We start from the raw sequence: 20,716 nt of genomic DNA on the forward strand, positions 1-20,716 counted from the left end.
CGTGGGACGTCTCGTTCGCTTCACCTCACCCCGCACGGCCGAAGTCGTCGACTTCCCCGACCAGCCGGCCGGCGCCGGGGAAGTGCGCCTGCAGACCCTGTACTCCGGGATCTCGGCCGGCACCGAGCTCACGGCGTACCGGGGCAGCAACCCGTACCTCAACAGCGAGTGGGACGCCGAACGCCGGTTGTTCGTCCCCGGCGACTCCACTCACTCCTACCCCCTGGACGGCTGGGGGTACGAGGAGGTCGGCCGGGTCGAGTCCGTCGGAGACGACGTGGACCCTGACCTGGTCGGCCGCCTGGTCTGGGGCACCTGGGGACACCGCTCGTCCGTCGTACGGCCCGTGGGCTGGGTCCAGGAGCGTCTGCTGCCGGAGGGCTCCACGCCGATCGCCGGCATCTTCGCCAAGATCGGCGCCATCGCGCTGAATGCGATCCTGGACGCCGACATCCACGTCGGCGAGACGGTCGCGGTGTTCGGTGCCGGCGTGCCGGGGCAAATCGTCGCGCAACTGGCCCGGCTGAACGGTGCCGAGGTGATCGTGGTGGACCCGGTGGCGGCGCGCCGTGAACTCGCCGAACGGCTCGGCGCCTCGCTGACGCTCGACCCGACGACCGACGAGGTGGCGGAGCGGGTCCGCGCGCTGACCGGCAACCGTGGCGCCGACGTCGTGATCGAGATGAGTGGCAGTTACCAGGCGCTGCAGGAGGCGGTCCGGACGGTCGCCTACAGCTCGCGGGTCGTGGCCGGCGGCTTCTTCCAGGGCGGTGCCACCGCGGTCCGGTTGGGGGAGGAGTACCACCACAACCGGGTCGCGATCATCTGCTCGCAGATCTCCGGCGTCGCTCCCGTGCTGCAGCACCGCTGGGACGAACTGCGGATGTCGAGAACCGTGCTCACGCTGGAACGCGACGGCCGGCTGCCGCTGCGGGACCTGATCACCGACATCGTCGCCGCCGAAGACGCCCCGGCGGCCTTCGAGATGCTGGACAGCGCGCCGGAGAAGGCGCTGCAGGTCGTGCTCGACTACGGGCTCGACCGGTGAGCGTCGCGGTGGAGCCGTCGCCACGGTCGGACGGCAGCGTGCGCTGGGGCGTTCTGGCCACCGGCGGGATCGCCCGAGCCTTCACCCGCGACCTGCTGGCCCACGACCACCGGGTCACGGCCGTGGGCTCACGGTCGCTCGCGTCGGCCGAGTCGTTCGCGGCCGAGTTCGGGATCCCGCGCGCGCACGGCAGCTACGAGGACCTGGTCGCGGATCCGGAGGTCGACGTCGTCTACATCGCCACGCCGCACAACTTCCACGCCGCGAACGCCGAGCTCGCCCTCGAGCACGGCAAGCACGTCCTGGTGGAGAAGGCGTTCACGCTCACCGGTGAGCAGGCGCAGCGCGTCACCGAGCTCGGCCGCGCGCGGGGACTTGTCGTCCTGGAGGCGATGTGGACCCGCTTCCTCCCGCACATGGCCCACGTCCACCGCCTGATCGACTCCGGCCGGCTGGGACAGGTGCGCTCGGTGCACGCCGACCACACCCAGCGCCTCCCGCAGGAGGACGAGCACCGGATCAACAACCTGCGGCTCGGCGGCGGGGCTCTGCTCGACCTCGGCATCTATCCGGTCTCGTTCGCCTGGGACATCCTGGGCCGGCCGGTCGATGTCCGGGCTCGCGCCGCGTTCCGGAGCTCCGGCGTGGACGCCTCGGTGGCAACCGTCTTCGAGCACGACGGCGGCGCCCTTTCCACCACGTACTGCTCCAGCGAGACCCGCGGGCGGAACACCGCGACCATTCTCGGGACCGAGGGGCGGATCGAGATCGCGGACACCTGGTACGCCCCGGCGCCGGTCACCCTGCTGGACAACGACGGCAAGGTGCTCGACCGGTACGACGAGCCGGTGAGCGGTCGCGGCATGCAGTTCCAGGCTGCCGAGCTGGAGCGCCTCGTCACCGCCGGCGACACCGCCGGGAGCCCGTTGCTGCGTCCTGAGGAGTCGGTGGGAATCATGCGGACCATGGACGAGATCCGCAGCCAGATCGGCCTTCGTTACCCCGACGAGTGACAGGACCCGGCGCTACGTCGTGGTCTCGACGTGGCGCCGGGCCGTGTCCGGCAGGGGTCTCGAGCCGTCGTCGAACCGATCCCCGGCAGCGTGGCGTCAGTCGTCGATCGCCTGGTAGACCGTGGTCCAGAAGTCGTGCACGAGCCTGGCCGGGTCCGGGACCGACATGCCGACCTGGGCGAGCAGGATGCCGGTCAGCTGGTTGTCCGGGTCGCCGTACGTCGTGGTGCCGCTGCCGCCGTCCCAGCCGAACTGGCCGATCGGCGCGTAGTCGCCGCGGTAGGTGCGGACGGCCATGCCCAGGCCCCAGCCGCCGTGCTGGCCCTGGCCGAAGGACACGTGCACGTTGTTGGTGGCGGTGGCGTTGCGGGCGGCGTTCTGCTCGGGGGTGAGGCGGTTGGTGGTCATCAGTTCGACAGCTGCCCGGGACAGGATCCGCTGGTTCCCGTGCATCCCGTTGTTCAGCAGCATCCGGAAGTAGGCGTGGTAGTCGTCGACGGTGGAGACCAGGCCCCCGCCGCCACCCTGGAACGCCGGCGGCGCGCTGTGCCGACCGCCTTCGGCCTCGTCCCAGACGTGGAACTCGCCGGTCTGCGGGTCGGGTGCGTACAGGGGCGGCAACCGGTGCATCCGGTCGGCGGGCACGTGGAAGCCGGTGTCCTTCATCCCCAGTGGGTCGAAGATGCGTTCCCGCAGGAAGCTCTCGAACGACTGACCCGTCACCCTGGCGACGAGCACGCCGAGCAGGTCGTTGCTGATGTGGTACTGCCAGCGCTCGCCGGGCTGGTTCATCAGCGGCAGCGCGCCGAGGCGGCGCATCCACTCGTCCGGCTCGGGCATCGGCTCCGGCAGGTTGGGCGTGAGTCCCTGCTCGAAGATCGCGCCCATGATCGGCGTACCGAGGGCAGTCAGGTCCATGCCGAGCCCGAAGGTCGAGGTCAGCACGTCCCGGACGGTGATCGGCCGGCGCGCCGGGACGGTGTCGTCCAGCGGGCCGTCGATCCGTTGCAGGACCTGCCGGTCGGCGAGCTCGGGCAACCACTGCTCGACCAGGTCGTCGAGCCGCAGCCGGCACTCGTCCAGCAGCACCATCGCCGCGGCCATGCTGACCGGCTTCGAGGTCGAGGCCATCCGGAAGATCGTGTCCCGGCTCATCGGGGCGCCGCCGTCGTGGCGCAGGGTGCCGACCGCCTCGACGTACGTCTCACCGCCCCGGCTGACCAGAGCGACCAGTCCGGGGATCTTGCCGGACTCGACGTGCCGGGCCAGCAGGTCGCTGATTCTGCGCTGGCCTGCGGCGGAGATGCCGCTGTGCTGGTCGGTGCGGGTGCTGGACATGGTCGTGCGCTCCTTCGATCGAACAGGCGGGGAGGCGATCCGGGCGGTGCCGCGGCGGTTCAGAGGCTGCGGGCGGTGATGTCGCCGTGCTGGGTGGTGGCCTTGATGGTGAGGGCGGCGGCGGGGCCTTCGGTGTTGGTGAGGGTGTTGGTGACGCGGCCGTAGGTCGTGCCGGCGTCGAGGGTGGCGGAGGCTCCGGGGGCGGTGGTGATGGTGAGGTTGCCTTGCTGGGTGGTGAGTTCGACGGTGCCGGTGGTGGCCTCGGCGATGGTGATGTCGCCTTGCTGGGTGGTGATGTGAGCAGGGCCGGTGAGGCGGCCCACGGTGATGTCGCCGGCGTGGGCGGTCAGGTTCACGGTGGCGGCTTCGTCGATCTTGGTCTCGTCGTGGGCGCCGTTGACGGTGATGTTGCCGAGGCGGCCGACGCCGCGGAACTGGGCGGCGGCTGCGGTGGCCTGCACGTGGGAGCCGGTCGGCAGTTGCACGGTGACCTCGACGGAGCCGGTCTGGCCGAAGAGCTGGTTGTTCTGCGCCGGGCCGGTGATGCGCAGGATGCCGTCGGTGAACTCGACGGTGGTCTGCTCGGCGGCCTTGATGTCGCGGCTCTTGGTGGCGCCCGCGGGCCGGATCTCGACAGTGGTGTCGGTGCGGTCGGCGGCGATGACCTGGATGCGGCCGGCGGTGATGTCGATGGCGGCGGTGATCGCGGTGGCGGTGTCGAACTTCTGCATCATGCGCTCCTGGGGTGCGGTCGAGTTTTCCAACACCGGAAACGCTACGTTGCATTTGTAGAATCGGCAACTACGATGTTGCGTTTGACGAACATATTCGCAGGTCAGAGTGCAGAAAGTGTTGCGAAGAGCGAGAAGCGAATGCAACACCGCAAGGCGCCCGCGTTGCATCGGGCAGCGGTGAACGCTACGCTGACGGCACGCGGAGAAGAACGAAGGAGATCACGGTGTCCGGTGGCAGGCTCACCCAGCAGGACCGTCAGCAGATCGCGCTGGGACTGGCCGACGGTCTCGCCTACGCGGAGATCGCGCGGCGGCTCGACCGCCCCACCTCGACGATCACTCGCGAGGTGATGCGCAACGGCGGTCCCACCGGCTACCGCGCGGACCTGGCGCACCGTGCCACCGAACGGCGCGCTCACCGGCGCAAGCAGGCGCTGCCCCGCGAGCGCAGAGCGCTGGCTCCGGCTCCCGGCCGCGACGAGGACGCCGTCCGGGAGTACGAGGAGGCCTTCACGACGCTGATGATGCAGCAGGGCCTGCCGAAGATGATGGCCCGCGTGCTCACCTGCCTGTTCGTCGCCGACGCGGGCAGCCTCACCGCGTCCGAGATCGTTCAGCACCTGCAGATCAGCCCGGCGTCGGTGTCCAAGGCGATAGCGTTTCTCGAGCAGCAGGGCCTGATCCGCCGTACCCGGGACGACCGCCGGCGCGAGCGCTACTTCGTCGACGACGAGGTCTGGTACCACTCGTCGGTGGCCAGCGCCCGCGGCACCGCCCAGCTCGCCGAAACCGCACGCCAGGGCGTCGTCGTGCTCGGCCGCGGCAGCCCGGCCGCCATCCGGCTCGAGAACATCGCCCGCTTCAGCGACTTCATGAGCGAGGCCATCCTGCGGGCCGCGGAACAGGTCCGCGAAGTCCTGCACACCCAACCCCCGGCAAGCCCGGACGAACCTGAGCCGACCTCGGGACAGGGGAGCCGAGGAGGCTAGGGCCTACTGAGGCGGTCGGTGGCCGGTTGCCTCCCTCTCGAGCAAGGCGAAGCCGCACGCACGGGCGATCGACGCGGCCTGCTCGGTCGCGTCGGCTGCCGAGGCCGCGGCACCCGTACTGCGTCGTGCCGAAGCCAAGGCGAGCAGGGCCTGGGTTTCGAAGTACGGGTAGGCGCCGCGGGCGATGCTCAAGCAGGTCTCGCTCCACTCGATCGCGGCGTGGGGGTCGCCCACTCTCAGCTGAGCCTCGGCGACGGTCGCCGCGGTCTGGGCCTGGGCTTTCCGGTCGCGAATGTGGGTGGCCAGGTCGTAGGCGCGCAACGCCGTCTGCAAGGCGGCGACTCCGTTGCCCTCTTGGCTGTACAGGCGAGCCAGCTCGTCCAGGGTGGACAGTTCGCCTCGCGGGTGCGATCGCTGCTGGTAGGCCTCGAGTACTTCGCCGAGCAGTTCGGCCGCACGCTCCACCTGGCCCAGTTGGCGCCAGGCGCTGGCCAGGTTGCCACGGTTGACGAGCACGGACGCCTCTCTGCCGGCCGCCTCGTTGATCTGCAGGGCGGAACCGAACAGCTCGGCGGACTCCTGGAGCTCGCCCTGGTAGAGCCGCGTCATACCGAGGCCGTTGAACGCGACGGCGCGCACGTGGCCCCGCGGATCCTCCTCCGTCAGCGCCAGCGCCCGCTTCATGTACGCGACGGCGTCGGCGAGCCTTCCGCCTTCCAGGTGGTGCCAGCCCACGTGGTGAGCCAGGTACGCCGCGGCTGTGGTCCAGCCGATCGAGGTCGCGAGCGCCTCGCCGGCCAGGCAGTCGGCCAGCGCAGCTTCGTCCTCGCCCACCGACCACAGCGCCTGCCCGCGGCTGATCAGCATCGCAGTGCGTGCCACGTCGTCACCGGTCGCGGCGGCGGCGGCGAACCCGGCCTGTGCCGCCGGCACCCAGCCGTCCAGGTCGCGCCGGACCAAGAAGTACCCCCGGAGCTGGTCGACGATCTGCCAGGCCACCGTGTGGTCGCCGGACGACGCCGACTCCCGCACGACCGCGAGCAACGCGGGCAGTTCGTCGTCGAGCCAGTCGACCGCGTCGGCGTCGGTGCGGAAGAACCTGGCAGGTTCGGGATGCGTGGCGAGCCGCACGAGCTGCGGGTACACCCGGTCCATCGCGGCCGTCACCGCCTCGGTGTACCAGGCGAGCAGCCGTGCCCGCGCAGCCTCGGCCTCCGCGTCCTCGGCGAGCAGCCGGTGGGAGTAGAGGCCGAGCAGATCGTGGAAGCGGTAGCGGTTGTTCGCGTACTGCATCAGCATGTTCGCCTCGAGCAGGTCCTCCAGGACCCGGTCGGCGTCGGCCGCGGAGATCCCGAGCAGGATGCCGGTGCTGTCGGCGCTGAAGTCGTCGCCCGGATGCAGACCACAGAGTCTGAAGGCGCGTTGGGCTTCGAGGCTCAGGTCCGCGTAACTGAGCTGGAAGCTGTTCAGCACACTGGACTCGCCGATGCTGAGCTCGGTGAGGCGGCGGTTGCCGTCGTCCAGGCGGCGGGCGAGGTCGGAGACTGTCCACTCCGGCCGCGTGGCGAGCCGTGCGCCGGCGATGCGCAGCGCGAGCGGAAGCCGGGCGCAGGCCTCGGCGAGCGCCGTCGCACCCTCGGTGTCGGCGTCGAGCCGATGGGTTCTCGCGGTGGCGGCGATCAGCTGGATCGCCTCCGGCCGGGTGAGGGGCTCGAGATCCACGACGCCGGCGGTGTCCAGACCGGGCAGTCGGCGTCGGCTGGTCACGATCGCGTCGCTGCGTCCCGCCCCTGGCAGCAGGGCCTGGATCTGCGCCGCATCCTGGGCGTTGTCGAGCAGGACGAGGACGCGCCGGTCGGCCAGTTCGCTGCGGAGCAGGGCGGCGGCTTCGGTCTCGTCGGTGCCGATCCGCCGGCCCGGCACGCCGAGTGCCCTCAGGAAGCGGCCGAGCACCTGGATCGGCTCCGGCAGCAACGTGGCGTTGCCGCGCAGGTCCGCATAGAGCTGGCCGTCCGGGTACTGCGCGCGCAGGCGGTGCGCGGCGACCAGGGCCAAGGCGGTCTTGCCGACCCCGGCGATCCCGTTGATCAGGACGACACGGGAAGAAACCGCGTCCGGCCGGGCGAGCGCAGTGCAGATTGTCGTCAGTTCGTCCTCCCGGCCGACGAAGTCCGGTGGCGCGGAAGGGGTTTGCTGGACGACCACCGGCTCCCAGGACGGCTCGCTGTGCTGGCGGAGCACCTGCTGTTGCACCGCGCGGAGACGTTTGCTCGGCTGCACACCGAGCTGCTCGGCCAGCGCGGATCGGATCCGCTCGTACGCCGCGAGGGCTTCGGCCTGCCGGTCGCACGCTGCCAGCGTCCGGATCAGCTCGACGTGCAGCGGCTCGTCGAGCTCGTGCCGCGCGGCCAAGCCCAGCAGGGGATTCAGCGCCAGTTCGGGCTCGCCGATCTCGCGGGCCAGGGCGGCCAAGGCTCGGACGGCGGCGGCGTACTCGTTGGAGAGCGCGACGTACAGCGGATTGGTCGCCACCGCCTCGACGTCCGTGTCGCCACGCCACAGCCCGACGGCGTCGGCGAGCTTCGTCACCGCAGCCTCCGGTTCGTCGACGGCCGCCTTCGCGGTCAGGTCGCGAAAGGCCAGCAGATCAAGGGTGTCCGAGCTCGCTTCCAGCCGGTAGCCGTTGCCGCTGCTGACGATCACCGGGTACGCCGGGTGTCGCGGCTCCAGCAACCGCCGCAGCCTGGCGACCCGGGTCTGCAACAGGCTCACCGCGTTCGACGGGGCGGTGCGGGGCCACAGGAGATCGATGAGCTCGTCCAGGCTGACCGTCGTACCGGCGCCCAGGGCGAGCCGGGCCAGCAAGGTGCGCTGCAGGTCCGAGCTGACCAGCACCGGTACGGTTCCGTGCCGGACCTCGAGCGGGCCCAGGATGCCGATGTGCAGCCGGCCGTCGGCGCCGATCAGTGTGGGGGAGGACCGTGACGCACCCGCAGCGGCCCGGAGCAGCTTGGCATCGCCGCGACCCAGGCCGAGGGCCGTGGCGAGCGCCTGGACCGAGTCCGCCTTCGGGCTTCGGGTTCTGCCTTGTTCGAGGTCGCGGATCGCGCCGGCGCTGAGGCCGGCCCGGTCGGCAAGCGCGCGCTGAGTGATGCCCGCCTGCCGGCGAAAAGCTCGCAGCAACTCACCGAAGCGGCCGGTCCGGACATGACCAGCGCCGGATGGGGCCTCCTGCGACCTGCCGGGCACGGGCAGCATCCTACGTGCTGCGGGGAGTCACCGGAAACCAACAGTTGCCGAGGGCTACCTGTCGCCGGTGCGGCACCCCGAGGTACGGGCGGAGTACGGGCAGTGGAACGTCAGCGCCGGCCACCAGAATCGGCCGTTGCCGATCTTGCTCGAGCTGTTCTGGAGGAAATATCCCTATGCGTAAGTCCATCATGGCCACCGCGACGGCGCTGGCCGTGGTCGCCACCGGTGTCGCCGTGGCCGGAGTCAACCTGACCGCCCGGCCGGCGACTGCCGCGCTCAGCGACGTGCCCGCCGACTGCACCGTCTTCACCGCGGCGTACCGCACCGACGGGCAGCGGCTCAGCTACGGGTACTCCGGTCGCAAAACCAGCACCGAGGCCTACGTCAACGACAAGCTCGGTTGGGTCCCGTCGGCGCAGCAGCAGTTGGGGGGAGGCGGCAGCGACACCGAGTTCCGCAGTACGGAGTACGTGGTCCATCCGACCAACGGGTGGCTCTACAAGATGATCCGCCACGGCAAGCTGGTCGACGGCACCTGGCGGATCACCTCGTTGACCGCCAACCAGCACGCGAGTGGGTTCCCCGCAACGCGGATTCTGGCGTACGGGTACCCGTACCTCTACCGGGTGACGGGCTCGTCGCTCTACCGCTACACGGTGTCGGCGACCACCGGAGCCCTCACCGGGAAGGTGCAGCTGTCCGGTGCCGGCTGGAACGCGGTCAAGACCCTCGTTTACGAGCGCAGCGGTGGAACGGGCAGTGCCGCGGTGGACGTGCTGATCGGCACGAAGACGAACGGGGAGCTCAAGGAGTGGCGGATCAACCGAGCCACCCCGACGCAGATCAGTTCGAAGATTTTGAAGTCGAGCGGCTGGGCGTCCTTCAACAGCCTCAGCACGGGCCCCTGCTCCGCGCATCCCAACGGCCGCGTCCTGCTCGGCATCACCGCCACCGGCACTGCCTCGGCACACTTCGACGCCAAGCAGACCGATGGCGTCGGCACCGACATCAAGGGCGGCTCCCTGGGCCCCCTCGGCTGGACCGCCAAGGCCTACGGCCAGTAGTCAGCCCGTCAGCCGCCGAGCTGGTGTCGTGAGACGCCGACGACACCAGCCGGCCGGGCCGTCCGGGTGGTGGCTTGCCGGAGAATGGCGAGTGCCGCCTCCGAGGGCGAGCCGGCGGTCGTCGTCACCGCGACGAGGCTCTGCTCGGGCGAACGGGCGATCGTGAGGGTCTGCTGGGTGACGATGACCGTTCCGACCAGCGGATGCCGCAGGTCGTAGGAGGCGGCCTCGCACGGGGCGACCTTGTGGTCGGCCCACAGCGCGACGAACTCGGGGCTCTTCATGGACAGCTCCCCGATCAGGGCGGCCAGTTCCGGATCGTCGGGGTGGAGACCGACGGCGATCCGCAGATTTCCCACCACGGCGCGCGCCTTGCGTTTCCAGTCGGCGTAGAGCTCGCGGCAGTGCTCGTCGAGAAAGACCAGCCGGCTCATGTTCGGCCGGCGGGCGGGATCGCCGGGTGCGGCAGGATCGATGTGTCCGGCAAGCAACGCGTGCCCGAGGTCGTTCCAGGCCAGCACGTCCGTACGCCGGCCGAGGACCAGGGCGGGAATGCCTTGCAGGGCCCGGAGCAGGTCGAGCGTCTCGGCCGTCACCCGCTCGGGCCGCCGGCGGCGTGCTTTCGGCGTACGGCGGGACGCGTTCGCCAGCCGGTCCAGGTGTTCGCGTTCGGCGGCGTCGAGCCTGAGCGCGCGGGCGATCGCCTCGAGCACCTCCGGGGACGCGCCGCGGGACTGGCCTTGCTCGAGCCGCGCGTAGTACGACACGCTGACACCCGCCAGCTGGGCCAGCTCCTCGCGCCGCAGGCCCGGCACTCGCCGGCGCGGGCCGAAATCACGGAGCCCGACGTCCTCGGGGCGCAGTTGTGCCCGCCGTGCGCGCAGGAAGTCACCGAGCGGGCCAGCTGAGTCCATAGAGCCAGTATTCGTCCCTCGGTCAACCCGCAACCACACCCTGCCAGGGGTACGCAGCAGGAGGAGTGGTTGCCCGATCGTCCCGTCCGCAGACTCGGTGGCAGACCACCCCGGCAGCGCGGTCGACAACCGTGTTCCGGCAACACCGAGGACGGACGATGGACCAGATCACCTTGGGCGACGTCACCGTCACCCGCATCAAGGAGTACTACGGCTCGGTCGAGCTGAGCCCTGCCGAGTTCTTCCCCGAGAGCCCCGCCGGTGCCTGGGCCGAACACCGTGGCTGGCTCGCCCCGGACTTCTGGGACCCGCAGACGCAGGAGTGCGTGTCGGCCATCCAGACCTGGCTGCTCCGCAGCGAGGGCCGCACGATCCTGGTCGACACCGGTGTCGGCAACCACAAGGACCGGCCGTACGCCCCGGTCTGGAGCCGTCTCGACACCGAGTTCCTGGACAACCTCGCGGCCGCCGGCGTACAGCCCGACGACGTCGACCTGGTGATCAACACCCATCTGCACGTCGACCACGTCGGCTGGAACACCCGCCTCGACGGCCGTACCTGGGTGCCGACCTTCCCGAACGCCGCCTACCTGATGCCCCGGCGTGACTTCGACTTCTGGAACCCGGCCAACGAGCACCGGCCGGTTCTCGGCCGCGGCAACCAGAACGTGTTCGAGGACAGTGTCGCCCCGATCCACGAGGCAGGGCTGGCGCAGCTGTGGGACGGCACCTGCCGGATCGACGCCAACCTGCGGCTCGACCTCGCGCCCGGGCACACCCCCGGCTCGTCCGTGCTGACCCTGGAGTCGGGGACCGATCGCGCTCTGTTCGTCGGCGACCTCGTCCACACCCCGCTGCAACTCGTCGAGCCCGACACGAACAGCTGCTTCTGCGAGAACCCGGCCGAGTCCCGCGCCACCCGGCACCGTCTGCTCGGTCGCGCCGCGGACGACAACGCCCTGGTCTTCCCAGCCCACCTCGGTGGCCGGGGTGCGGCCGAAGTCGTTCGCGACGGCTCGAAGTTCGCCATCAAGAACTGGGCCGGTTTCGCCCGCATCTCCTGAACTCCGGAAAGGACAGGCCTCGTGCCCCACCAGGTCACCACCCCTATCGACACCCCCGCGGGCGCGGTCCGTGGCGTCCGCGACGAGTACGGCGAGCTGTATCGCGCCATCCCGTACGCCGCCGCGCCCGTCGGCGCCGCTCGCTTCGCGCCTCCGACCCCGCATGCCGGCTGGCACGGCGTACGCGACGCCAGTAGCCCCTCCGCCACGGCGCCGCAACCGCGCCGGGACTTCGGCCGCCTCGACCTGACGCCGTACTTCGGCCCCGGCTGGGTGCCGGGGAAGGAGTACCTGACCGTCGACGTCCGTACTCCGTCGTCGACCGGTGCCGCGCCGGTGATGGTCTTCGTGCACGGCGGCGGTTTCGTCACCGGCTCGTCCCGCGCAGCCCTCTACGACGGTCGGGCGTTCGCCCGCGACGGCGTCGTTCTGGTGACGGTGAACTACCGCCTCGGCATCCCCGGATTTCTGGATCTCGACGGGGCACCGGCCAACCGCGGTCTGCTCGACGTGCTCGCGGCCCTCGGCTGGGTTCGCGACACCATCGCGGCGTTCGGTGGCGATCCGGCCGACGTCACGGTGTTCGGTCAGTCCGCCGGAGCAACTCTGGTCGGGGCTCTGCTCGCGACGCCGGCGGCCAAGGGCCTGTTCCGCCGGGCGATCGTGCAGAGCGGCAGCGGCACCGGCGCCTTCACGCCGGAGCAGGCACAGCGGGTCACCCGAGCAGCTGCGGAGGCGCTGGGCGTGGCACCGACCGCGGAGGCGTTCGCCGACCTCGCCGACGAGCGCTTCCTCGGGATCCTGCCGCGGCTCGCCGGGCTGGACCTGCGGACCCAGGCCGCGAACGATCCACTGGCCGGGCTCAGCCCGTTCAGCCTGGTGCTGCCCGAGCAGCCAGCGGACTCGCTGGCGAACGGCCCCGCCGCCGAGGTCGATCTGCTGATCGGCACGAACACCGAGGAGGGCAACCTCTATCTCGTTCCCCAGGGCAACTTCGACAACTCCACGGCCGCGGCCGAACTGGGCCAGACGCTGTTCGGCGCCGGCACCGACCGGATGATCGAGGCCCACCGCCGGGTCTCCGGCGGCCGCACTCACGTCTATCGGTTCGGCTACCGTTCGACCGCGGTGAACGGACAGCTCGGAGCCGCCCACACCGTCGAACTTCCGTTCGTGTTCGACCTCGCCGACGAGCCCTGGCTGCACGGACCCACCGGGCTGCTCGGCCCCGACGCAGCACCGGCCGGCCTCGCCACCCGGATGCACGGCGCGTGGATTCAGTTCGCGAGCACCGGAGATCCCGGCTGGCCCGCCTCCGACGGCGACACCGTGGAAATGTTCGACTGAAGGAGGCCGCCGCGGAGCGGACCCTCGGGCGGACCGAAGTCCACCCGAGGGCCAGGCTCACGGCTGCACGGTGAAGGTGTAGGTCTTGTGGCCGCTGCTGACGGCGGCGCCCGCGGCCGTGGTGGCCGTGGCCTCGAAGACGACGGTGTAGGTGCCGGCGGCCTCGAAGGCCCAGTTGGCGTGCGCGTGCGCGTTGATGCCGAAGGCACGGTTGTCCGGCAGCCCGTTGCCGCTGTCGTACCAGACCGTCGGCGTACCCAGCGCGCTGGTGGTGTAGAGGCTCACGTGGGCGGGGCCACTGACCGAGACGAGCCGGACGTTCACCGAGTTGCCTTGCAGCGCGCCGCTGGGAACGCCTTCGGTGCTGATGCCCGGCCAGACGATCCCGCCGGCCTGCGTCTGCGGAAGGATCCACACCGGCGCGCCCGGCGTACCGAGGAACGCGTACGCCGCACCGGACGGCACGGTCTTCTTGCTGGCGGACACCGCGTTCAGGACGACGTCGGCCGGGTTGCGGTCGACCGCCGGGGTGACCGTCTGGTCGCGGAGGTCGAGCGTGAGCGCGGAGCCGGTCCAGTCCACGTCGATGGCGTCCACGTGGCCCTGCGAGATCGTCGTGGCGGCGTGGGCCTGAGCGACCGGCAGCAGCGTCAGCAGCGCGGCGGCAGCAGCGCCGGCGAGCACCCGGCCCTTCACTGGGCGACCTTGAAGCAGTAGGTGGCGATCGCGGAGGTGACCCGCTTGCCGGTCGCCGCCAGCGTGCCGGTCACCCGCACCTTGAGCTGGTAGGTGCCGGGCGCCTCGAACGCCCAGTTGGCGTGCAGGTGGTCACCGGCGGTGGTGGTGATCCGGTCCGGCAGACCGTTGCCGCTGTCAACCAGCACCGTCGGCGTACCGAAGGCGTCGGTGGTGAAGATGCTGACGTCGCCGGGACCGCTGACGCCGACGACGTCGACCTTCAGCGCGTCGTTGGTGAAGACGCCGGACGCGACCTCCTCGGCGCCGATCCCGGGCCAGAGCAGCTCCGGGTCCTGCGCCTGCGGCAGCACCCAGGCACGGGCGCCTGCGGCCCCCAGGAACCGGTACGCCGGGTCGGCGGGCACCGCGATCTCCGATCCGGGCTTGGCGACGAGCTGGACCTCGGCGGGGGAGTACTCGGTGCCGGTCTGGTCGTCATGGACGTGGACGTCGAGGCCACCGTTCTCGTAGGCGACGCCGACGACGTCGACGTGGCCCTGGTCGAGCACGACCCGGGAGGCGGCATCGGCCGGCAGGCCGACACTGGTGAGCGCGAGGACTGCCACGGCGGGCAGTGCCAAGCGGTAGGGCTTGCGCATTGACTTTCCTTTCACGGGCGGACGGGAACTGCTTCCGTCGCGGTGACGCGACGGTGGCTGAGCAGACCGTGCCGGGGCGCGAACACCCAGCAGGTCACGAACACCGCGGTGGCGGTGAGCACGATCAACCCGCCGGCGGCGAGGTTGAACGCGTAGGACAGATAGAGGCCGGTCAGGCCGGAAACGGCGCCGATCGCCGGGGCGATCAGCATCATCACGCCGATCCGGTCGGTGAGCAGGCGGGCGCAGGCGGCCGGCGTGATCAGCAGGGCGAGCACGAGAATGTTGCCGACGGCTTGGATCGAGATGACGATCGCGATCGTGACCATCGCGTAGAGCGCCATGTCGAGCCAGAAGATCGGCAGCCCGACCGAGCGGGCGGTCTCCCGGTCCAGCCCGACGGTGACGAACTCCTTGTGCAGCGCGCCACTGATCAGCAGCAGGGCGGCGCCCGCGACGGCGACGGTGACCACGTCGCGGTCGCTGATGCCGAGAACCGAGCCGAACAGGAACGACTCCAGCGAGCCGCCGTAGCCCGGTGCCGTGCTCATCACGACGATGCCGAGTCCGAAGGCGGCGGCGAAGAAGACCCCGATGACGGTGTCCTCCTTGAGTCGCCGGTTCTGCGAGACGACGGCGATGGCCAGCGCCGTGATCAGCCCGGCCACGACGCCGCCGACCACCAGGCTGGTCTGCAGCACGAAGGCGATGGCGATGCCGGGGAAGACCGCGTGCGCGACCGCGTCACCGATGAACGCCATGCCCCGCAGGGCGACGTGGCTGCCGATGACCCCGCAGACGACGCCGGACATCAGCACGACCAGGAACGCGCGCTGCATGAACACGTGCTGCCAGGGCTCGGTGAAGAACTCGATCATCGGGCCACTCCCAGGCTGTGCAGCAACTGCTCGGACCTGGCGACGCCGAACGCGCGCAGCCAGACGGCCGGGTCGCGCAACTCGTCCGGAGGACCGTCGGCGACGACGGTTTCGTTCAGCAGACACAGCCGGCTGCACGTCTCCGCGGCGGCCGGAAGGTCGTGCGTGGTCATCAAGATCGCGGTGCCCTCGGCGGTGAGGCTCCGGAACAACTGGGTGAGGATCTCCTGGGTGGGGACGTCGAGGCCGGTGAACGGTTCGTCCAGCAGCAGCAGTCGGGGCCGCAGGGCCAGTGCGCGGGCGACCAGCACGCGCTGCCGCTGGCCGCCGGACAGTTCGCCGATCGGACGGCGTACGAGATCAGTCAGGTCAACGCGCTCGAGTGCCTCGGCGACGGCGCTCCGATCGGCTCGGCCAGGGCGGCGCAGCCAGCCGATGTGATGCGTGCGGCCGGTCATCACCGCCGTACCGACATCCACGGGGTAGTCCCAGACGAACTCGTGCCGCTGCGGGACGTACCCGATCGTGCCGCGGACCTGGGCCGGCGTCCGTCCGTCGATGGTGATCGAGCCGCTGCGGATCGGCAGCAGCCCGAGCAGCGCGCGCAGCAAGGTGGTCTTGCCGGCTCCGTTCGGCCCGATCAGGCCGACGTGCTCGGATTCCGTCACCCGCAGGTCCACGTCGTGCAGGACCTGCCGGCCGCCGAGCTCGACGGCCACGCCTTGTACCGACAGGACGCTCATGCCGAAACCTTCCGTGTACGCCGGTACGCCACGCCCAGGCCGATTCCGATCAGGACGAGCACGCCGCCGCCGACGATCCACCGGGTGGAGCCGCTGTCCTCACCGGCGGGCTGCTCGGCGGCAGCCGGCGATGCGGGCGACACCGCGGACTTCGGCTGGACGGAGAACGCCGCCCGGGCGTCGCCGTCACCGGCGTACAGCCGCAGCGTGCGGCGGTCGGTGACCGTGCTGCCGTCGGTGAGCTTCGCGGTCATCGCGATCCGCAGGAGATAGGTGCCTGGAGCCTCGAAAGTCCAGTTGCCGTGCACGTGGGTGTTGACGTCGATCCCGGTCTGCTGGGGCAAGGGCGTGCGACTGTCGAAGACCGTCTCAGGCTTGCCGAAGTCGCTGTTGAGGAAGAGGGTGAACGCGCCCGGTCCCTCGACGCCTTCCAGGGACCAGGTGACCTCCCGGTCGACCTGCTTGGCCACCTCGGTCTCCTGGGTGTTCCAGCCGGGCCAGAGCACCCCGTCCCGCTGAACCTGCGGGATCACCCAGATCCTCTGACCCGGTTTGCCGAGGAAGGCGAAGGCGGGGTCGGCGGGGACCGCGACCTGCGCCTTGCCGGACACCTGCAGTACGACGTTCTCCAGCGGTCGCCAGACCGCGGGGTCGGCAGTGTCGTCGCGCAGCTGCACTGTCCAGCGGCCGTCCACGAAGCGCGGCCCGAGATCGACGTGGCCGTCGGCGACCACGACCTGCTGAGTCACCGGTGCCGGCTCGGCCGCGGCCGGAAAAGCAACGGCGCTCAGCAGCAGGACTGCCGCGGCGAAGGTCCTCACTTCGCCTCCCCGAGACAGCGCTGGAGCTCGTCCGCGTTGTGCCGCATCATGGCGACGTAGTTGCGCGCGTGCTGGTCGAACGAGTCGCCGTAGATCGTGCACACCTGGACGCCCTGGTCACGCGCGACCTGGGTCAGCACGGAGGCGCGCTGGGCCAGGTTGGGCTCGATGAACACGGCCGGCACCTTGAGGTTGCGGATCGTCTCGGACAGCTTGCGGACCTGGTCCACACTCGGCTCCTGGGCGGGGTTGGGCACGACGAAGCCGGCGACGGTCATCCCGTAGGCCCTCGCCAGATAGCCGAAGGCGTCGTGCGTGGTGATCAGTTGACGACGCTGCTGCGGGATGCTGGCCAGCTTGGTACGCACGTACTCGTCGAGCTGATCGAGTTCCCGCAGATAGGCGGCGGTGTTGTCCTGGTACTGCTGCTTGCCGTCGGGATCGGCGCTGATGAGGGTGTCCCGCATCAGTTGCGCGTACGCCTTCGCGTTGGCGACGTCCTCCCACAGGTGCGGGTCGATCTCGCCGTGCACGTGCTTTCCGAGCACCGCCTGCGGCAGTTGGTGGACCTGCGTGCCCGGCTTGCCCAGGAACTCGAACCGGTTGTCGTCCGGCACGGTCGCGAGCGCCCGGTTCGGCACGTCGATCACAACCTGCTCGGCCGCCACGACGGACTGGGCCGCACCGACCGACTCGGCGTCGGAGTACGCGTGGACCTGGCCGCTGTCCAGATCGACGGTGAGATCGGTGTGCCCGTCGGCCAGGACAGTCGCCGGACCACCGCCGGCCGGCTTCACGGTGCTCGGGTCGACCCCGACGGCGAAGGTGAACGTGCCTTTGCCCAGGGGCCGGACCGGTTGGCCGGCGGCCACGTCGAGCTTGCCCTCGAGGGTCAGCCGGTAGACGCCCGGCTTGGTGAAGGCCCAGTTCAGGTGGGTGTGCGCGGCCGGTGGAAGGGTCGTGGTGTCGGAGGCGCCGAGGCCGTCGGTGGAGTCGAAGTAGCGGTCGGGGTGGCCGAGCGATTCGGTCAGGTAGGCAACGAGTTGTCCTGGCCCGGTCAGGCCGGTGGCAGTGAGCTGGACCGCGGACGTCCGGGTCGCTCCGCGGCTCTTGCCGGTGCCACGCACTCGCAGGCCGAGCCACAGCACGTCGAGGCCGATGTTCTCGACGAGTGGGATGACCCGCGCGCCGTACGACTCGGCGGCCTCGGCGAGGGACACGTTGGGCGAGCCCTCGGGCGCATTGGCGTCGATCGTCTTGATCAGCGCCTGGGGTTCCAGCAGCAGGTGGTTGGTGAAGGTGATGTCGGCCTTGGCCACTCGCTTGGCATCGGCTGCCGTCGGTTCGTACGAATGCGGATCGCCACCGGGCGGCACCAGCGAGGACGCCGAGATCCGGTCGCCGCCGACCCGCTGGGCCAGGTCGGCCAGGATTTCGGTGGTGGCGACCACCTCCATACCGTCTCGGCCGGACCTGGGCCCGGCCGAGCATCCGGTCAGCGCCACCGGTACCGCGAAGGCCAGCACGGCGGCGGCTGCCTTCGTCGCCCGCCTCACGACTCGCTCCGGCGGCGAGCGGCGACCAGAGCCACCACGCCGAGCAGCACCAGCACGACGCCACCGGCGATCCAGCCGGTGCCGATCGACCCGCCGGCCGAGGCGAGCCGGCAATTGCCCGCGGCCGTCACCGGCGAGGTCGCGGACTGCGGCTGAGCGTCTGCCGCGGGCGTGACGACGGACTGCGGTGGCGGGGCTGCTGCTGGTGCGCCGCCGCCCGGCGCCGGATCGCCGACGACGAAGGTGACGGTGGCCGAGTCGCTGCCCTTGGTGCCGGTCGCCAGGGTGGTGCTGTGGGTGAACCTCACCTTGTACGTGCCGGGCTCGGTGAAGACCCAGTTGCCGTGAGCATGCGTTCCGAGCGCGATCCGGTGCGTGTCGGGCAGGCCGTCGCCGCTGTCGAAGATCACCTTCGGCTGCCCGAACGAGTCGAACTCGAAGACGGCCAGCTTGCCCGGCCCGGCCACGCTGTCCAGTCGCCAGTCGACGCTGCCGGTGACCTGGGCGGGGGAGAGTTCTTCGGTGTTCCAGCCGAGCCAGACCACACCGTGCTTCTGGGTCTGCGGGATCTGCCAGATCGGCGACCCGGCGGTGCCGAGAAAGCCGAAGGCGCCGCCAGGGATTGTGGTTGCGGCGGCCGACGTCAGCCGTACGGTGACCTGTGAGGGATCACGCCACACGACCGCACCCTTCGTGCCGTCCTTGATCCGCGAGGCCGGCGTACCTGCCTCGAGCCGTACTGCGTAGTCGGCGTGCCCGTTGGTCAGTGTCACTCCGGTGCTGCCGTTGCCAAGGGAGGCTGACGGGCTCTGTTGCGTGGTCGCCGGCGAACTGGTGGAGGGCGACGCTGGGGTGGTGACGACGCAGGGTCGGAGCTGAGTGGTCGTCGACGACGGCTGGGGCGGCACCGGGCGCTGCTGGGGACCGTTGCCTGGCAGCGTTGTCGGCGGTGTTGTTGTCGTTGTCGCTGTCGGTTGCACGGTCGGCTGGGCACTCTGCGAGGGCTCCGGAGTCGACGTGGGGTGAGGCGTGGGTGAGTTGGTCGCCGGAGGAGTGGTCGGCGGCGGGCCGCCAGGACACAGCGCGGAGACGTCGCTGTTGCCCACGACAACCGCAAGCGTTGCTGTGTCGCGCATCGCTCGGCCTGCCTTGGTCGTGGCCGAGTAGCTGAACGTGAGTCGATAGACGCCTTCCTTCGTGAACGCCCAGTTGCCGTGGGCGTGGGTCGGCGCGGCCAGGGAGATCACCTGCGGCAGCGACCTGGAGCTGTCGAACGAAACGCGCGGCTGACCGCTGCCGTCGACCTGGTAGAGCGCCAGTTTGCCCGGGCCCTGCACACGGTCGAGTGACCAGGAGACCGGACCCGACAGGGCGCCGTAGTCGACGGACTCGGTGTTCCAGCCGGCCCACAGCAACTCGGCGTCCTGGGTCTGCGGGATGCGCCAGACCGGGGCGCCCGGCGTACCGAGGAAGCCGAACGCGGGCGAGGACGGCACGGTCACCCGTCCGGCCGGGCGGACCTGGAATGCGACGGTGCCCGGGTCGCGCCACACCACCCGGTCGGCGCCCTGCGTTCCGTCCTTCACCTGGAAGCGCAGGCGGTCGCCCACTGTTCGCGCGGCGACGTCCACGTGACCGGCGCCCAGGACGGCCGTCACGCAGGCCGGCGGGGTGGGCGTGGAGGTCGGCGTCGGGGTGGGAGTTGGCGTCGGGGTGGGCGTAGGAGTCGGGGTTAGTGTCGGCGTGGGAGTTGGCGTCGGCGTGGGAGTCGGCGTCGGAGTCGGGGTCGGCGTCGGCGGTTCGTACGGACCGACGACGAACGTGTAGACGATCGGGCCGGAGGACACCCGCACGCCGTCGAGCCTGGTGGCGGTCGCCTCGAAGGTGAGCGTGTAGGTGCCCAGTTGCGTGAAGGCCCAGTTGGCATGCACATGGCGACCGATCGGTTGGTGCACGGTACGAAGCGAGGTGTCGGTGGAACTGAAGAGACGCTGAACGCGGTCGGCCACCGGGTCGTAGTTGAAGAACACCTCCACGGCGCCCGGTCCTCGACTGTCGAGCATCGTCAGGTCGACCGTGTCGTCCTGCAGCACCCCGGCCGGGATCGTCTCGGTGTCCCAACCGGGCCAGATCAGTTCCGGGTCCTGGGTCTCGGGCGCCAGCCAGGCGGGATCACCGGGCGTGCCGAGGAAGGCGAAGGCCGGAAGGTCCGGCACCTCGACCCTGGCGGTGCCCTTGTCCTCGAGGTTGAAGATCAGTCCGGCCGGATCCGCCTCGCGGTAGTGGCCATGGCCGATTCGGGTGTTGAGCCGCAGCGCGGAGCCGTCGAACGTGGTGTGCAGCATGTCTGTGTGCACAGCCTGCAAGACCTCTGGTGCAGCGGCGGCCGGTGAGGCGTCGGCCCGCCAGGGCACCAGCAGCAGCACGAAGCTCAGGGGCAGCAGGAGGCGAAGCGGAAAGTGAGTGGCGGTCACGAACCGGCACTGTATCTGAATTGACAACCATTTTCAGTAAGGTGGTGGAGAACTCGAAGCGCTCCCGCGGAAAAGTCGTCAGGCGACGATGGCCGCTGTCGACCAGCCGTTGTTGGAAATCATTATCAGGTAGACTCGCCCGCA

Annotated in this window: 17 protein-coding genes; 6 read left to right on the forward strand and 11 right to left on the reverse strand. The window is 70.5% G+C overall.

All coding sequences use genetic code 11. The annotated features are described in order from the left end of the window. Window position 1: 1 nt before the first annotated feature. A complete protein-coding gene (locus KFLA_RS09865) occupies window positions 2-1,048 on the forward strand; it encodes a zinc-binding dehydrogenase (protein WP_012919644.1) in 1,047 nt (348 codons plus the stop codon). Beyond that, complete coding sequence (locus tag KFLA_RS09870; RefSeq protein ID WP_237706765.1) at window positions 1,045-2,061, forward strand: Gfo/Idh/MocA family protein; 1,017 nt, start codon at window positions 1,045-1,047, stop codon at window positions 2,059-2,061. The genes KFLA_RS09865 and KFLA_RS09870 overlap by 4 nt, the downstream gene beginning before the upstream one ends. Before the next feature lie 96 nt (window positions 2,062-2,157). Here the strand turns inward: KFLA_RS09870 and KFLA_RS09875 are convergent, their stop codons facing one another. After that, window positions 2,158-3,399, reverse strand: coding sequence for a serine hydrolase domain-containing protein (locus KFLA_RS09875; RefSeq protein WP_012919646.1), 1,242 nt, complete (start codon window positions 3,397-3,399; stop codon window positions 2,158-2,160). Window positions 3,400-3,458: 59 nt separating this feature from the next. Beyond that, complete coding sequence (locus KFLA_RS09880) at window positions 3,459-4,130, reverse strand: DUF4097 family beta strand repeat-containing protein (RefSeq protein WP_012919647.1); 672 nt, start codon at window positions 4,128-4,130, stop codon at window positions 3,459-3,461. Window positions 4,131-4,357: 227 nt separating this feature from the next. Between KFLA_RS09880 and KFLA_RS09885 the strand changes: the two genes are divergently transcribed. Beyond that, on the forward strand, window positions 4,358-5,122 hold the full coding sequence (locus KFLA_RS09885) for a GbsR/MarR family transcriptional regulator (protein WP_012919648.1): 765 nt from the start codon (window positions 4,358-4,360) through the stop codon (window positions 5,120-5,122). A 3-nt stretch (window positions 5,123-5,125) separates the two neighbouring features. Here KFLA_RS09885 and KFLA_RS09890 read toward each other — a convergent pair whose 3' ends face one another. Then, window positions 5,126-8,371 (reverse strand): BTAD domain-containing putative transcriptional regulator, encoded by a 3,246-nt coding sequence (locus tag KFLA_RS09890; protein ID WP_012919649.1) that lies wholly within the window; start codon window positions 8,369-8,371, stop codon window positions 5,126-5,128. A 176-nt stretch (window positions 8,372-8,547) separates the two neighbouring features. Here KFLA_RS09890 and KFLA_RS09895 point away from each other — a divergent pair, with 176 nt between their 5' ends. Further along, on the forward strand, window positions 8,548-9,438 hold the full coding sequence (locus tag KFLA_RS09895; RefSeq protein ID WP_012919650.1) for a hypothetical protein: 891 nt from the start codon (window positions 8,548-8,550) through the stop codon (window positions 9,436-9,438). An 8-nt stretch (window positions 9,439-9,446) separates the two neighbouring features. Here the strand turns inward: KFLA_RS09895 and KFLA_RS09900 are convergent, their stop codons facing one another. Continuing rightward, entirely contained in the window at window positions 9,447-10,352 is a 906-nt protein-coding gene (locus KFLA_RS09900; protein WP_012919651.1) for a helix-turn-helix domain-containing protein, read from the reverse strand. Between the two features lie 158 nt (window positions 10,353-10,510). On the opposite strand from KFLA_RS09900, the gene KFLA_RS09905 reads away from it, so the two are divergent. After that, the gene (locus KFLA_RS09905; protein ID WP_012919652.1) at window positions 10,511-11,416 is read left to right on the forward strand and encodes an MBL fold metallo-hydrolase; all 906 of its coding nucleotides are present in this window, start codon (window positions 10,511-10,513) and stop codon (window positions 11,414-11,416) included. A 21-nt stretch (window positions 11,417-11,437) separates the two neighbouring features. Next, window positions 11,438-12,763 (forward strand): carboxylesterase/lipase family protein, encoded by a 1,326-nt coding sequence (locus KFLA_RS09910; protein ID WP_012919653.1) that lies wholly within the window; start codon window positions 11,438-11,440, stop codon window positions 12,761-12,763. Between the two features lie 57 nt (window positions 12,764-12,820). Here the strand turns inward: KFLA_RS09910 and KFLA_RS09915 are convergent, their stop codons facing one another. From KFLA_RS09915 to KFLA_RS09945, 7 genes are all read right to left on the reverse strand, one after another. Next, window positions 12,821-13,459 (reverse strand): choice-of-anchor M domain-containing protein, encoded by a 639-nt coding sequence (locus tag KFLA_RS09915; RefSeq protein WP_012919654.1) that lies wholly within the window; start codon window positions 13,457-13,459, stop codon window positions 12,821-12,823. Continuing rightward, the gene (locus KFLA_RS09920; RefSeq protein WP_012919655.1) at window positions 13,456-14,100 is read right to left on the reverse strand and encodes a choice-of-anchor M domain-containing protein; all 645 of its coding nucleotides are present in this window, start codon (window positions 14,098-14,100) and stop codon (window positions 13,456-13,458) included. The genes KFLA_RS09915 and KFLA_RS09920 overlap by 4 nt, the downstream gene beginning before the upstream one ends. Window positions 14,101-14,111: 11 nt before the next feature. Continuing rightward, window positions 14,112-14,978, reverse strand: coding sequence for an anchored repeat-type ABC transporter permease subunit (locus tag KFLA_RS09925; protein ID WP_012919656.1), 867 nt, complete (start codon window positions 14,976-14,978; stop codon window positions 14,112-14,114). Next, entirely contained in the window at window positions 14,975-15,721 is a 747-nt protein-coding gene (locus tag KFLA_RS09930; RefSeq protein WP_012919657.1) for an anchored repeat-type ABC transporter ATP-binding subunit, read from the reverse strand. Before KFLA_RS09930 ends, KFLA_RS09925 begins: the two co-directional genes overlap by 4 nt. Beyond that, entirely contained in the window at window positions 15,718-16,542 is an 825-nt protein-coding gene (locus KFLA_RS09935; RefSeq protein ID WP_012919658.1) for a TIGR03773 family transporter-associated surface protein, read from the reverse strand. Before KFLA_RS09935 ends, KFLA_RS09930 begins: the two co-directional genes overlap by 4 nt. Further along, window positions 16,539-17,999, reverse strand: coding sequence for an anchored repeat ABC transporter, substrate-binding protein (locus tag KFLA_RS09940; RefSeq protein ID WP_420167159.1), 1,461 nt, complete (start codon window positions 17,997-17,999; stop codon window positions 16,539-16,541). Before KFLA_RS09940 ends, KFLA_RS09935 begins: the two co-directional genes overlap by 4 nt. A gap of 95 nt (window positions 18,000-18,094) precedes the next feature. Continuing rightward, the gene (locus tag KFLA_RS09945) at window positions 18,095-20,572 is read right to left on the reverse strand and encodes a TIGR03773 family transporter-associated surface protein (protein ID WP_012919660.1); all 2,478 of its coding nucleotides are present in this window, start codon (window positions 20,570-20,572) and stop codon (window positions 18,095-18,097) included. Between the last annotated feature and the right edge of the window lie 144 nt (window positions 20,573-20,716).

Source organism: Kribbella flavida DSM 17836 (genome assembly GCF_000024345.1).
GTDB lineage: Bacteria > Actinomycetota > Actinomycetes > Propionibacteriales > Kribbellaceae > Kribbella > Kribbella flavida.

Excerpts from the sequence above, each read along its gene's own strand:
- KFLA_RS09875 (WP_012919646.1), bottom strand. The coding sequence starts at position 3,399 with ATGTCCAGCACCCGCACCGACCAGCACAGCGGCATCTCCGCCGCAGGC.
- KFLA_RS09880 (WP_012919647.1), bottom strand. The coding sequence starts at position 4,130 with ATGCAGAAGTTCGACACCGCCACCGCGATCACCGCCGCCATCGACATC.
- KFLA_RS09895 (WP_012919650.1), top strand. The coding sequence starts at position 8,548 with ATGCGTAAGTCCATCATGGCCACCGCGACGGCGCTGGCCGTGGTCGCC.
- KFLA_RS09900 (WP_012919651.1), bottom strand. The coding sequence starts at position 10,352 with ATGGACTCAGCTGGCCCGCTCGGTGACTTCCTGCGCGCACGGCGGGCA.
- KFLA_RS09905 (WP_012919652.1), top strand. The coding sequence starts at position 10,511 with ATGGACCAGATCACCTTGGGCGACGTCACCGTCACCCGCATCAAGGAG.
- KFLA_RS09920 (WP_012919655.1), bottom strand. The coding sequence starts at position 14,100 with ATGCGCAAGCCCTACCGCTTGGCACTGCCCGCCGTGGCAGTCCTCGCG.
- KFLA_RS09925 (WP_012919656.1), bottom strand. The coding sequence starts at position 14,978 with ATGATCGAGTTCTTCACCGAGCCCTGGCAGCACGTGTTCATGCAGCGC.
- KFLA_RS09930 (WP_012919657.1), bottom strand. The coding sequence starts at position 15,721 with ATGAGCGTCCTGTCGGTACAAGGCGTGGCCGTCGAGCTCGGCGGCCGG.
- KFLA_RS09940 (WP_420167159.1), bottom strand. The coding sequence starts at position 17,999 with ATGGAGGTGGTCGCCACCACCGAAATCCTGGCCGACCTGGCCCAGCGG.